Below are 13753 nucleotides of genomic sequence, written 5' to 3' on the forward strand. Positions count from 1 at the left end.
TATTAAATTTAGTATTACGAAAGTACTCAAAAATAGCCTTTAGTAGAAGTGAAAATTAAGTTAAAAAGCAACTAAACTTAAACTGGAGCAGTCACTATGTCTGTAGAAGCTAAGTTCCTTTTTTCCCGATAAACATTTGGGCTTACAAAGCACTCTTTTTTAAAGGCTGCCGAAAACGAAGAAGGAGATCCGTACCCAATTTTATAAGCTATTTCTTTAATAGACAACTTAGTGGTCTTTAATATATTCTGAGCATACTTCATCCTCATTTTAGTACTGTACTCAAAAACGCCCATATTAAAAAGTTCTTTAAATCCCTTTTTAATTTTAAAATCGTTAATTTCAAAAAGAGTTGACAGGTTTTCAATAGTATAAAACTCATGCAGATTTTTATTTATAAAATCCTTGATATCATGTATTTTTTCAATTTCCTGCTCCTTTACTGTTTGGTGTTTTTTGTCGCCAATAATGCTTTTTCTGTTTTCTTCTTCCTCAAAAATTAGTTGCAAAAGTGTCATGATACGGCTTTTTACATAATAATCTTTAGCAATACCTTTTTTAGGGTATCTTTTTATTTCTGCTAAAGCACTCATCATTTGCGAATTTACCGGGATACCATTTTCAAATAAACTACAGGATTTTTTCTGATTGATTAAAAGAATAAACTTTTTAACAAACTCGTTTGAAGTATTAACGAGGTGATGAAAATAATCTTCGGCTACATAGATATCAAGGTTCCGATATTCTACATCTTTTTTAAAATAAATGTCAACATCAGCATCCTCCTCCGTATAATAGATATAGTTATGATACGGCAAATATTCATTAATCTGATTATTAATCCTGTCTTTCAACACTTTGTCATTGAGGAAAAATGCAATCTGGATAAAATTAGATGCTTCTGTTTTGAATTTTAAATCGTAGTCTCTAAAATAAGTACAGGAATATTCCTTGATAATAAATTCCTTGCTATCATAAATATTATTGATTTTGAAACGCCCCAAAGCATTCTCTAAAAAGTCTTTTTTGGTGACATCAGATTCTTTTTTAAAGAAAGCTACAATCTCTTTTTCTAATACTTCTACTGTTTTATTTACTCCCAAATTCAATAGTTTTTGTGCCAATTGCAAAATTAATTAATGAAGTCAAAGGCTACTTTTGCCGAACAAATTTAATTATACTAATTCTAAATAAGAAAACATGCGTGTTAAAATATTTTTATTTAGCCTAATCATCTTTCCAATGATGACTTGGGCACAAAATTCCGGACAAATAAAAGGTAAAATCACAGATTTTGACGAAAAACCACTAGATGCCTTAAAAGTAATTCTGAATCAGGGCCAACAAACCACATACACTAACCCACAAGGAATCTACATTTTTGACAATTTACCAAAGGGGAAATACGAAATACAAGTAGAAAATCCGGTTTTTGTAAAAACATATACGGTTACTATAGAAACCGACCAACATTTAGTCTATAACCTATCACAGTCCTCCTATTTATATGAATTAGAAACTGTGAATGTGTCGGCAAACCGCAGGACCATTCCATCCTCTACTTTGCGAATCGGTGAAAATTTATTGCTTACACCGCAAAACATACAGGTAATTGACCGACAAGTTTTAAGCGACCAACAAATTCTAACCACAGCCGACGGTATTAGCCGAAATATCAGTGGTGTAAGAACCATTACACATCAGGAAGAAGGTAGCGTTGGACTTGCCGTTCGCGGATTTGCAGCTTCTAATTTAAGAAACGGAATGGACGTAAGCGGAAGCTTCGGACCACTTCGCGAAGACATTTCTTTTGTTGAGCGTATCGAGTTTGTAAAAGGCCCTGCAGGATTCATGATGGGAAATACACAACCCGGAGGTTTTTACAATATTGTAACAAAAAAACCAATGGGTACTCAGAAAAAAGTATTCCAAATGACTTTAGGCAGTTACAATTTGTACAGAGCTTCAGCAGATATTGATGAAATACTAAGCAAAGACGGGAAATTAACCGGAAGGCTAAACGTAATGGGAACCAAAAAACAATCCTTTCAACAATATGTTGAGCATGAACAATATGTTTTTAATCCTAGTTTAAAATATGATCTCTCTGAAAACACAAATGTTACTTTAGAGTATATTTTATCTCAAAATTCATTTGTTGGTGGGTTTGCAAAATACTCTTACGGAATAGACGGATTTAAAGATGTTCCAAAAGAATTTAACTTTGCTGATCCTATTGTAGACCCTACAAAGTCTGCAGAAACGAATATTTTCGGAACAATCAACCATAACTTCAACGAAGATTGGTTACTTGTCGGGCAATTTGGTTATGTAAAATCGGAAATGGAAGGGGAATCTTTGTACGGAATGTATAATAACATTGTTTTGGTGGATGATCTTGCCAACAACAAGAAAAAAGGGGATGTGCAAAGAGGAATCAGTGTAAATGATGCCTTAAATACTTCAACAGTAGGACAGGTTTTTACGAGAGGTAAATTCACTACCGGAAGTGTCAATCATGCTGTTTTAGGAGGATTGGATATGGGAGAAAAATTCTACGTTGCCGATTGGACTGTTATAAATCACCCCGTTGGTCCGGTATTTAATATTTACAATCCTGTTTATGGTAAATTAAGAAAGTCTGACTTGCCTAGTTATGACCGATCAAGATCATTACGTGAGCGTGGCGCAAACTACCTTACCAATTACAGCTATACGTCACTTCACATTCAGGACGAAGCACGTTTCTTGGATGATAAATTACGAATTGCTGGAGGTTTAAGATACACCAATACGGTCAAAACGAGTGGTGCTGACAATGGCAAACGTGTAAAAAATGATGCCATTACACCACGATTCAGTGTAACGGGAGTACTATCTCCGAGTTGGACAGCTTATGCCTTATACGACGAAAGTTTTCAGGAACAAACCGGAATGCTAGTGGGTGGTGGAAACGCTGATCCTTCTTATGGAAAAAACACTGAAATCGGAACCAAAAAAACATGGTTCAACAGCAAATTAATGACAGGGTTAACATTCTATCATTTAACAAAAACCAATATGTTGACTTCTGCCGGTCCTGAAAATCCGGGATTATCTGAACAAACAGGTGAGAGTTTATCAAAAGGTATTGAGTTTGATTTGAATGGAACAATCGGTAACAACTGGAACGTGATGTTTAACTATGCTTTTACTGATGCAAAAGTAACTGAAGACAATGATCGTAGTAAAGTAGGAATGATGTTGTACGGTACAGCTAAACACATCAGCAATGCTTGGATTAAATACACGATTACAAAAGGATCGTTAGAAGGTTTAGGTTTTACTTTAGGGTACGAATACCAAGCCAAAAGAGCTGCATGGCCGGTAACCAAAGAAAAGTACTTACCGGATAATTTGTTTTCACTAGACTCCGGAATATCTTATAAGAGAAGTAAATACCAAATATCTCTATTGGTAAACAACGTAACAAACAGATACAATTATGTTGGTTACTACCCAGGAGCTTGGGGGTACAAACATTATGGATGGAGAGTTGTAAATCCTCAAGGGTTTAGATTGAATCTTGTTTACAATTTATAAAAAAATAAACCCGACAGGTTTTAAAAACCTGTCGGGTTTGTTTCTTATTTAAAATACTTTTAGAAAAAACGACTGTGCCAGCTGTCTGCTGCCGGAACTTCCCAGGACTCGTTGTATTCTTCTATATTATTTACAAGATTATTAAACACAATCGTATTCTCTGATACCGATTTATCTTTAACCATCTTCTTAAAATCAATTAATGGTTTGTGCGCAATATGCTCACCCAATTTAAAAGTAACGTTCATTTTATCTAACAAATCAACATTGTACTTTTTCTCTAAACTTTGGATAAACTCAACTGAGCTATCAATAGAACATCCAGTTGCTGCTTGTACGTCCTGATTTACAGCCAAGATTATAAATCGGTTGTATTTCATCTCATACGAAGCTTCCAAGCTTGTTCCGTGTGCGGCCCAACCTTCAACAAACGTTTTCAGATCAGACTCTATTTCAGAAAATTCCTCATCAGAAAATTTTCTGTTTGATTGATAAATCCAAATTCTGGACTCACCAGGTAAATTTTCAAAAGGGATATACATTTTTATTATTATTTTAGATTTTAGACTGTAGATTTTAGATTACTGATTTTAGATTGCTGATTTTAGATTTTTTAAAATTTCAACTTTCAATCCCCGTTTCCAAAACCTTTGAACTTCTGTAACGTCAAACCTTTGTTCCTTAAGAAAAAAGCTCCAAGTTCAAAAAACTTAGCCCCTCAGTACCTCAGAAACTTAGAATCTTATCCTACAGATCCTGTGCATTAGCAATTAGCTCTGCAATATCCATTACTTTTACAGAAGCTTCTTTTTCCTGATGTTTGATACCGTCAGTCAACATCGTATTACAAAACGGACAACCGGCTGCAATGATATCAGGCTTAACTTCCAAAGCATCTTCTGTTCTTTCTACGTTGATTTCTTTGTCTCCCGGTTCGGCATCTTTAAACATTTGCGCTCCACCTGCTCCACAACATAATCCATTGGCTTTAGAACGTTTCATTTCGACCAATTCAACGTCTAACTTCTGAATTAACTCTCTTGGAGCTTCGTATACTTTATTGGCTCTTCCTAAATAACAAGGATCGTGAAAAGTAATACGTTTTCCTTTAAATTGCCCTCCTTCAACGGTCAATCTTCCATCGTCAATTAACCCTTTTAAGAATTCCGTATGATGAATTACATCGTATTGACCACCCAATTCAGGATATTCATTTTTCAACGTATTAAAACAATGCGGACAAGCGGTAACTATTTTCTTAGCTTCATAGGCATTTAAAACCTCAATATTCATCATGGCCTGCATCTGAAACAAAAATTCATTACCGGCACGCTTCGCAGGATCTCCGGTACAACTCTCTTCTGTACCCAGTACTGCAAAAGACACATTGGTACGGTTTAAAATACGTACAAATGCTTTTGTTATTTTCTTTGCTCTATCATCAAAACTTCCTGCACAACCTACCCAAAACAACACTTCCGGCTGTTTTCCTTCGGCTAGCATTTCTGCCATTGTTGGCACTACTAAACTTTCTGACATTTCTCTCTCTTTTGTTTAAAGTTTAAAGTTCAAAGTTTCATTTATTACTCTGAAATCTGAATTCTTAATTTATTCCTGAGTCTTTTTAGTTTCCTAAATTAATTCTCATTCTTCCAATTCAATCTGTCTTGTTGGCTGTATTGCCAAGGTGCTCCGTTATTTTCAATATTGGTCATCATCGCGTTTAACGACATTGGAGCAGCACTTTGTTCCATCACCAAATAACGACGCATGTCCATAATAATAGATAACGGACTAATATTTACAGGACATTCTTCTACACAGGCATTACAAGAAGTACAGGCCCATAATTCCTCTGCTGTAATATAATCGTTTAACAATGTTTTATTATCCGGTACAAAAACACCTTTATTTGCATCAATATTGTTTCCTACTTCCTGCAAACGGTCTCTTGTATCCATCATAATTTTACGAGGAGACAATTTTTTACCGGTTTGATTTGCCGGACATGAAGAAGTACAACGACCACATTCTGTACAAGTGTAGGCGTTTAACAATTGCACCCAGTTTAAGTCCTGAACATCACTTGCACCAAACTTAGCCGGAGCAGCATTTTCATCCACAGGAGCAGCAGCAAACGGATCTGCATTGGGATCCATCATTAACTTTACTTCTTTGGTAACCGACTCTAAATTATCAAATTGCCCTTCAGGGTTCAGGTTCGCAAAATACGTATTTGGGAATGCTAAAAGAATGTGTAAATGTTTTGAGAAATACAAATAGTTCATAAAAATCAAAATCCCTACAATGTGCAACCACCAAAAAGCTTCACACAATAACATCACCAATTCATTCGACATACCGTTGAAAATCGGCGCGATAAACTGACTTACCGGAAAACTTCCTGCTTTATGAAAGTGCGAAAATCCTCCCGGAACATTTTGCAAATGCAAATCAGTCGCATTCATCAATAAAAATAAGGTCATTAATACCATCTCAAAATACAAGATGTAATTGGCATCACTTTTAGGAAATCCTTTTAAATCCGGATTGATAAAACGTTTCAGTCTTACTATATTTCTTCTGATCCAGAATACGATTACGGCTACTAAAACCAAAAGTGCCAGTATTTCAAAAGAAGCAATCAAAACATCATAAACCACCCCTAAATAAGGAGCAAAAATTCTATGTGTTCCAAATAATCCGTCTATAATGATTTCGAGTAACTCGATATTAATAATTATAAAACCTACATATACAAAAATATGAAGTATTCCGGCAACAGGGCGTCTCACCATTTTTGATTGCCCAAGAGCAATCATAGCCATGTTTTTCCAGCGTGCTTTAGAATTATCTTTTCGATCTACATCTACTCCCAAATTAATATTTCGGATGATCTTTTTTACACTCCTTGCAAAAAAACCGAAACCAACTATAAGAAGTATGGCGAATAAAATATTATCTAAATAACTCATTCTTATTATTTTTTAGTGGTTGAATTAGTCTCCTCTGTAGGCGCTACATAAGGTTTGTTTTTCTTTCCAAAAAGAGAAACATTTACATAACGAGTTGGATAAAGACGTACATCCTGAAGTAATAGTTCTAATTCCTTTGAAGTTTTAGCCAGATTATTGTATAACGCATCGTCATTTAATAATTTACCTGCTGTCCCTTTACCGGAATTCAGATTACTCATTAAACCATCAACTTTAGCTAAAGTCTGGTTCAGATTTTTAACCGTTTTTCCTAAATCTGCTTTATTTAAAGAATCTGATATCTTAACAAAGTTGCTTGACATTTTATTAAAGTTAGTTACAACTCCATTAATTTGTCCTTTATTGGTATCTAAAATAGAATTCATACTTCCGGCCGCTTTATGAAACTGCTCCATAGTTTGGCTTAATTCTGCCAACGTTTTCTTGATGTCTTCTTGTCCTTTTTTATCCAATACATTGTTTAGTCCTGAAACTAAAACATCAATATTGACCAACATTTTTTCCAGCTTTTGCTGAATTGGCTCTATTTTACCTCCTAAAGAATCTGTTAATCCTAATTCAACAGATGAAGATAAGGTCTGACCGTCTTCAGCAAGTTCTTTATCAGCAAAATTGGGTACAATTTTAATCTGTTTTCCTCCAATTAAACTTGGAGAATATAAAAATATTTTACTGGTTTTAGAAATAGGAAAATCTGTTTTTAACTGAAGTTCAACTAATAATTTACCTGTGGTTTCATTAATTGTAATCTTACTTACTTTACCAATTATAAGCCCGTTTAAAGTAACAGGTGCCGAAGCTGATAAATCTTCAACATTATCGTATTCTGCGTATAGTGTTTTATAATTCGTAAAAAGATCTTTACCTTTTAAAAAACTGTAGCCCCAAATAAATAATAAAATTGACGCGATGACTAAAATAGCCGTTTTAATTTCTCTTGTTAGTTTCAAAATTCTAAGTGTTTGTACAAAATTAATATAAATATTCGAACTTGCGACTATTATTTAATTGCGTCCTGGATACTGATTTTTTCTCCGTCCTTATATGCAATCAAAAAAGCAGCTCCATATCCTTTATCTTTAGCTTCTTGCAGATATTTTTGCGCTGCGTCATAACTTAAAGTCTCTTGATAGTAGTACTTATATATATTGTTTTCAAATAACATTGTTACATTTTTCAGTCCTTTAAAGTTTTTAGGCTCCAACGGTGTATTTTTGATACTTGCTATAAGTTGTACCTTAAAGAAAGTCCCTTTTGGTGCGTTTTTTTTCGCAACCGGAGTTTCAACTGCCTTTTGTTTTGTTGCGCTGGACGTATCTTTTGCAGGTCTTACATCTGACATTTCAGGTACTCCTGAACCAAAATATTCTCTTTTATAACTTAAAATAGCTTCCGCAATAGCTCTGGCGATATCATTTTGTCCTTCCTCCGAATTTAAAATATTCCCTTCTGTCGGATTAGACACGAAACCGGTTTCTACTAATACTCTTGGCATATATGCTTTATGAAGTACCATAAAAGGCGCTTGTTTTACACCTCCCTGACGCAGTTTTTTTCCAAGTTTATCAAAATTATCTTCGATTTTACTGGCCAATGAGATACTGTTGTCCAAGTATTCTTCCTGCATTAATGTCATTCCGATCATTGATTCCGGAGAATTCGGATCAAAACCTTCGTATTTACGTTTATAGTCTTTCTCCAGCGTAATTACCGAGTTCTCTTTCTTCGCCGCTTCCAGATTTGATGCTACTTTACTCAAACCCATTACATACGTTTCTGTTCCGTCTGCTGCTGTATTTTTGTTTGCATTACAATGTATAGAAACAAAAATATTGGAATTTGCACGGTTCGCGATATTGGCTCTTTCGACAAGATCTATGAAAACATCGGTTTTACGGGTGTAGATAACATTAACATTTGGATTAAGTTCTAATATTTTTCCAACTTTTAACACAATCGCCAAAGCAATATTTTTTTCTATTCTCCCGCTATAAACCGCCCCAAAATCGTGATCTCCATGTCCGGCATCCAGTGTTACTTTAAACACATTCGACTGACTGTAAGAACAAAAAGTAATTATCGTTAGAAAAAAACTAAATATTAGTCTAGTTTTGTTAAATATATTCATAAATCTAAAAGTTAATTTTAATAAAATGCAACTGCTATAATTTTTATAATTGATTATTTTTGACAAAAAATTATATGTAAGTTTGACACGTCAAAAAACAAGCCATACTTTTACAAAAATAGCATTTAAACCTTTGCATACAAACTTATTTAATATCGTTTTAATATCATTTTTCCTAACATTAGGATGTGGTAATCTATATTCCCAAGAGATAAAATCAAAAAAAAACTCGTTACCAGCTGTAAAACAAGCAACTAAAACCGAGAAAAAAACAGAAAAACCTAATGCAGTCGTTACAGACACTATTAAATTAGATACTGTAAAACCTAAAAAGGCTTTTTTAGATGGCAAAGTAAGGTATGTTGCTAAGGATTATGCCAAGATTGACCAAAAAAAGAAAACCATTACGCTTTTTAACGAAGCCGAATTATACTACAAAGATGTTGAACTGAAAGCCGGTATAATTGTACTGAATTACGATAAGGATGAAGTATATGCCGGAAGAATAAAAGATTCTGCGGGAGTTTTGACACAATATCCGAACTTCAAACAAGGCGCAAGTGAAGTACAGCCCGATTCAATCCGATTTAATTTTAAAACTAAAAAGGCTTTAATCTTCAATTCCAGAACAGAACAAGGAGAGTTTAAAGTAAAAGCGGCCATTACCAAAAAAGAAAATGATTCTGTTTATTTCTTGAAAAAAGCTCGTTTTACAACTTCTAAAGACATCGATAACCCAGAGTATTATTTCCAAACCAGTAAAGTAAAGTTTATTCCGGGTAAAAAAGTAATTACAGGTTTAACCAATATGGTTATTGCTGACGTACCTACTCCATTGGCCTTACCTTTTGCCTATTTCCCGATGAGTCAGGAAAAAAGTGTTTCGGGGATTATTATACCAAGTTACAATGATTCCAATACTCGTGGATTTTCGCTCCAAAACATGGGGTATTATTTTGCTTTAAGCGATAATTACGACTTAACGGTTTTAGGAGATTATTACACCAACGGGAGTTATGCTATGCGTTTCGAATCGGCATATGCCACAAGATACAAGTACAGAGGAAATATAAATGTACGTTTTGAAAATTTAATAAACAGCGAGAGAGGTTACCCTGATTATTCGAAACAAAACATTTACAACATTCAGTGGTCCCATTCAAAAGACACTAAATCAAACCCAAATTCAACATTTTCTGCTTCTGTAAACATGGGAAGTAGTAAATACTTCAAACAATCGATAAATCAGGCCAACGTTGGATCGAATCTGAACAATACCTTAAGTTCATCGATCTCCTACAACAAAACCTTTAATACGATTCCGCAAGCTCGTCTTTCGTTGACAGCTACACACTCTCAGAATACTCAAACGGAACAAATCAACATGACATTACCTACTTTACAGGCAAGTGTGGATCGTGTATATCCTTTTGTTGGAAAAGATGGCGTGAAAAAAGGATTCATTAAAAACATCAATTTACAATACAACTTAAGTGGTAAAAATGAAATCGTAACAACGGATTCTTTGTTTTTTAAACCGCAAATGTTCAGAGATGCCAAGATCGGTATGCAACATAGCATCCCTTTAAGCACTAACTTTAAGTTATTTAAATATTTTAGTGCCGGTGCCTCTACCAACTATCAGGAAACTTGGGTAACCAAAACAATTGATAAAAGTTACGATACAAGCCAAAGTAAAGTTGTAGATAAAACCGTTAATGGTTTTGACTCATTCAGAACTTATAATTTCAGTACAAACTTAGGAACAACCATTTACGGAACATTTAACTTTGGTGCAGATAAAAAAATTCAATCGATTCGTCACGTCATGCGTCCTTCGATAACTTACGCTTACACCCCAAGTTTCGAAAAATACTATGACAGTTATGCTGTTGATGCTTCCGGTCTTATTACCACTCAATACAGCCGATTTGACAATGGTGTTTACGGTGCGCCATCTAAAGACAATTCTAATATAGTAGGATTCTCTTTAAGCAATACTTTTGAAGCCAAAGTAAGAGACAAAGACAGCACGAAGACAGAAGCTAAAAAAATCATGCTGTTAAACAACTTAAACTTCAGCACCAGTTACAACTTTAATGCCGACGGAAAACAGGTTTTGGCTTGGCAACCAGTACTTGTAAGTGGTGGAACACAATTTTTTGATAATAAAATGAATGTCAATTTTGGAGCTACTCTTGATCCTTATGCTATAGACAACTCCGGAACCAAAATAAACACTTTTAATATTGACAATGGCGGAAGCTTATTCAGAATGACCAGTGCAAATGTAACGATGAATTATTCGTTCAGTAACAAGGGTGGAAAAGAAGAAAACCAGCAAAGTGAACGGAATGGTGGTCGTAAAGATAATTTATTTGGTACCAATACGGATCTAAATGATAGTAGAAACAGCCAATTTGCAAACGAAAAAGACGATGGAGAAAATGTAATTACCGAATTTTTTAAGTCGAAAATTCCGTGGGACATGACACTAGCGTACTCCTTAACCTATACGAATGCCAATCGTGAAAACAAAATTAGCGGAAACTCTATCATGATTTCTGCCAATATGGACATTACCCCTAAATGGAAAGGTGGAGTTTCTACGGGTTACGATTTTGTACAAAAAGGAGTTACGTTTACTCAATTCCGTTTTGAAAGAGATTTATTAAGCTGGAGAATGGCATTCAACTGGAATCCACTTGGAGATAATGCAAACTGGAATTTCTTCATCGGAATTAAATCAGGTGTTCTTAGTGATATCAAATGGAACAAACGAAGCGTTTCGACCCGATAAAATCATATTTAAAGAGACGCTGCAAGACTATTACTCAGGAATAGCTTTCTCAAAAAATCTCTTTTCAGCATTTAAAATCAACTACTATGAAAAAAATAATTTTTACTGAAAAAGCACCAGCTCCAATCGGTCCTTACAATCAGGCCGTATTATCAGGAAACACTCTTTATGCTTCTGGTCAGATCGCAATCAATCCTGCTTCAGGAGAACTGATTACTGCGAATATCAATGACGAGACTGAGCAGGTTATGCAAAACATTGCCGCTATTTTAGAAGCAGCTGACATGACTTTCGAGAACGTAGTGAAAGCTACTATCTTTATTATGGACATGAATAATTTTGCTGCAATAAATACGGTTTACGGTTCTTATTTCAACGAAAAAACCGCTCCGGCTCGTGAAACAGTTCAGGTAGCTTGTTTGCCAAAAAATGTTAATGTAGAAATTTCTATAATTGCTGTGCAATAACAATCAATAACAATTGTGCCGTTGCTTTATTTATAACCAGCGGCACATGGTATACTCCAACCAGAAATAGTTGTTTTTTCTATTCTCTTTTTTCAGAAGTAGCAGGTCTTATACTTTTTTATCACAGCTTTTTAAGTTCCTATTTTCCAGCTCCTCGCTTTGATAATCTCGCAAAGACGCCAAGCCGCAAAGTTTTTTCTTGTTACTTTTAAGCTTTATCCTTGTCTTTTCTGCTTTATTACTTTGGGTTACTCTAAATGGAACGCAGTATCAAAGCCTTTTTTGCTGCTTTTTCCTTAAAAATTTGCGATTTTGCGACTCTGCGAAATTTACATCCCCGCATCTTTTGGACTTGATTTATTACAAGTCAAAGCATAAAAAAACCGCCTCACAAATGAAACGGTTCCTATGGCAAATAAATTTTGCACTATTCTTTTATGTTAGAGAAACTATAGCAATGTAACCGCATTTAACAACAATTGCGCTGTAGCTTCATTTGTCGCCAATGGCACGTTATGTACATCACAAACCCGAATCAACATATTAATATCCACTTCATGTGCATGACTTGCTAATGGGTCTTTAAAAAAGAAAACAAGCTGCGTTTTACCCTCGGCAACTCTCGCTGCGATCTGGGCATCACCTCCCATTGGACCTGAAAGCATTTTTCGGACTTTAAATCCAGCCTTTTCTGCTTTGCCTCCCGTTGTTCCGGTTGCAATTAGTTTTATATTTTCCCGAAGCAAAAGATTCTTATTTTTATTTAAAAACTGAACCATGTCTGCTTTTTTTCCATCGTGTGCAATTATTGCGATCTCCATAAATACAGAACTATTGGTTAGCAACGTGATACGCAATCAATCCGTCGATTGGTCTTCTTAATACGTTACCTAGCTGAAGTTCATATTTATTAAATGTTTCCTGCAATTCGTCTTTTAAGTAAAAAGCTATTGAACCAACAAAGTGTACCGGCACTTCTTTACAGTTATCGAATTGTTTAATATAGTTTTTAACAAACGATTTCATTCCTTTAAAAATGATTTTTCTGCAAAACTCAGTGTCTTTATGTTTGATTAAGAACTTAGCAAAAGTCGCTAAATACGCGTTTGGATTAGGTTCTTTGTATAATTTATTTTTGATAAAATCAGGTTCCAAATTATATTCTTTTTCAAATTCAATCGCCAAATCTTTAGGCATTTTATTAAAATAATATTTCCTGATCAGTTCTTTTCCGAAAACATTTCCACTACAATCATCCATAGCAATATACCCTAGAGATTGTACTTTCTGATGCAATACTTTTCCATCAAAATAGCTGCAGTTAGAACCTGTTCCCAGAATACTTACAATAGCAGATTCTCCTTTTGGAGTAGTTGCATAAACCGCTGCATAGGTATCTTCGTGAACTTCAACAATTGCATTTTCAAAAAACTCACGAAAAATTCGCGATAATTCTGATTGCATTCTTTCCGTTCCACAACCTGCTCCATAGAAGAACAAATGTGTAGCATTTTTTTTGTTTTGCAAAATATCAAAACGATCGCTTATTCTGGCAATAACTTCCGGACCGTCAAGAATTTCAGGGTTTAACCCCAGGGTTTGTGTTGTGAATAATACTTTTCCATTATCATCAATTGCAATCCAATCGGCTTTAGTAGATCCACTATCAACTATTAATTTCATTTTATTTAGTTTTTGGATTAGTTTTTCTTCAAACAATTAAAAAAGTGTGCTTTCTACATTAATTAAAGAAATAACAATATAACAAAATCCCGTTACT

Annotated in this window: 11 protein-coding genes; 3 read left to right on the forward strand and 8 right to left on the reverse strand. The window is 34.7% G+C overall.

Features of this window, described 5'->3' with window-relative positions:
- Positions 1-77: 77 nt before the first annotated feature.
- Positions 78-1124, reverse strand: a complete 1047-nt coding sequence (locus ACHRV5_RS13425; protein ID WP_395427089.1) for a helix-turn-helix domain-containing protein — start codon at positions 1122-1124, stop codon at positions 78-80.
- A 76-nt stretch (positions 1125-1200) separates the two neighbouring features.
- Here ACHRV5_RS13425 and ACHRV5_RS13430 point away from each other — a divergent pair, with 76 nt between their 5' ends.
- Positions 1201-3582, forward strand: a complete 2382-nt coding sequence (locus ACHRV5_RS13430; RefSeq protein WP_395427090.1) for a TonB-dependent siderophore receptor — start codon at positions 1201-1203, stop codon at positions 3580-3582.
- Between the two features lie 59 nt (positions 3583-3641).
- On the opposite strand, the gene ACHRV5_RS13435 is transcribed toward ACHRV5_RS13430, so the two are convergent.
- The 5 genes from ACHRV5_RS13435 to ACHRV5_RS13455 all read right to left on the reverse strand — a co-directional run bounded on the left by ACHRV5_RS13435 (position 3642) and on the right by ACHRV5_RS13455 (position 8706).
- Entirely contained in the window at positions 3642-4124 is a 483-nt protein-coding gene (locus tag ACHRV5_RS13435; RefSeq protein WP_047773374.1) for a hypothetical protein, read from the reverse strand.
- 205 nt (positions 4125-4329) lie between these two features.
- Positions 4330-5121, reverse strand: a complete 792-nt coding sequence (locus ACHRV5_RS13440) for a (Fe-S)-binding protein (RefSeq protein ID WP_395427091.1) — start codon at positions 5119-5121, stop codon at positions 4330-4332.
- A gap of 98 nt (positions 5122-5219) precedes the next feature.
- Positions 5220-6557: a (Fe-S)-binding protein gene (locus tag ACHRV5_RS13445; protein WP_230002459.1), complete on the reverse strand. Its 1338-nt coding sequence runs from the start codon at positions 6555-6557 to the stop codon at positions 5220-5222.
- Between the two features lie 5 nt (positions 6558-6562).
- The gene (locus tag ACHRV5_RS13450) at positions 6563-7528 is read right to left on the reverse strand and encodes an MlaD family protein (protein WP_395427092.1); all 966 of its coding nucleotides are present in this window, start codon (positions 7526-7528) and stop codon (positions 6563-6565) included.
- 50 nt (positions 7529-7578) lie between these two features.
- Complete coding sequence (locus ACHRV5_RS13455) at positions 7579-8706, reverse strand: N-acetylmuramoyl-L-alanine amidase (RefSeq protein WP_230002461.1); 1128 nt, start codon at positions 8704-8706, stop codon at positions 7579-7581.
- Between the two features lie 82 nt (positions 8707-8788).
- Between ACHRV5_RS13455 and ACHRV5_RS13460 the strand changes: the two genes are divergently transcribed.
- Complete coding sequence (locus ACHRV5_RS13460; protein ID WP_395427093.1) at positions 8789-11506, forward strand: putative LPS assembly protein LptD; 2718 nt, start codon at positions 8789-8791, stop codon at positions 11504-11506.
- Between the two features lie 86 nt (positions 11507-11592).
- Positions 11593-11973 carry a RidA family protein gene (locus ACHRV5_RS13465; protein ID WP_047773382.1) on the forward strand — a complete coding sequence of 127 codons (381 nt, stop codon included), beginning with the start codon at positions 11593-11595 and terminating at the stop codon, positions 11971-11973.
- A 449-nt stretch (positions 11974-12422) separates the two neighbouring features.
- Here the strand turns inward: ACHRV5_RS13465 and ACHRV5_RS13470 are convergent, their stop codons facing one another.
- Entirely contained in the window at positions 12423-12794 is a 372-nt protein-coding gene (locus tag ACHRV5_RS13470) for a methylglyoxal synthase (protein WP_047773384.1), read from the reverse strand.
- A gap of 10 nt (positions 12795-12804) precedes the next feature.
- Positions 12805-13656, reverse strand: a complete 852-nt coding sequence (locus ACHRV5_RS13475; RefSeq protein ID WP_230002462.1) for an N-acetylglucosamine kinase — start codon at positions 13654-13656, stop codon at positions 12805-12807.
- Positions 13657-13753: the final 97 nt, after the last annotated feature.

It is taken from the genome of Flavobacterium sp. FlaQc-52, assembly GCF_044007495.1.
Classification (GTDB): domain Bacteria; phylum Bacteroidota; class Bacteroidia; order Flavobacteriales; family Flavobacteriaceae; genus Flavobacterium; species Flavobacterium cupriresistens.

What these genes read in the sequence shown, in the direction of transcription:
- ACHRV5_RS13430 (WP_395427090.1), top strand. Translation starts at nt 1,201, where the DNA reads ATGCGTGTTAAAATATTTTTATTTAGCCTAATCATCTTTCCAATGATG.
- ACHRV5_RS13435 (WP_047773374.1), bottom strand. Translation starts at nt 4,124, where the DNA reads ATGTATATCCCTTTTGAAAATTTACCTGGTGAGTCCAGAATTTGGATT.
- ACHRV5_RS13440 (WP_395427091.1), bottom strand. Translation starts at nt 5,121, where the DNA reads ATGTCAGAAAGTTTAGTAGTGCCAACAATGGCAGAAATGCTAGCCGAA.
- ACHRV5_RS13445 (WP_230002459.1), bottom strand. Translation starts at nt 6,557, where the DNA reads ATGAGTTATTTAGATAATATTTTATTCGCCATACTTCTTATAGTTGGT.
- ACHRV5_RS13455 (WP_230002461.1), bottom strand. Translation starts at nt 8,706, where the DNA reads ATGAATATATTTAACAAAACTAGACTAATATTTAGTTTTTTTCTAACG.
- ACHRV5_RS13465 (WP_047773382.1), top strand. Translation starts at nt 11,593, where the DNA reads ATGAAAAAAATAATTTTTACTGAAAAAGCACCAGCTCCAATCGGTCCT.
- ACHRV5_RS13470 (WP_047773384.1), bottom strand. Translation starts at nt 12,794, where the DNA reads ATGGAGATCGCAATAATTGCACACGATGGAAAAAAAGCAGACATGGTT.
- ACHRV5_RS13475 (WP_230002462.1), bottom strand. Translation starts at nt 13,656, where the DNA reads ATGAAATTAATAGTTGATAGTGGATCTACTAAAGCCGATTGGATTGCA.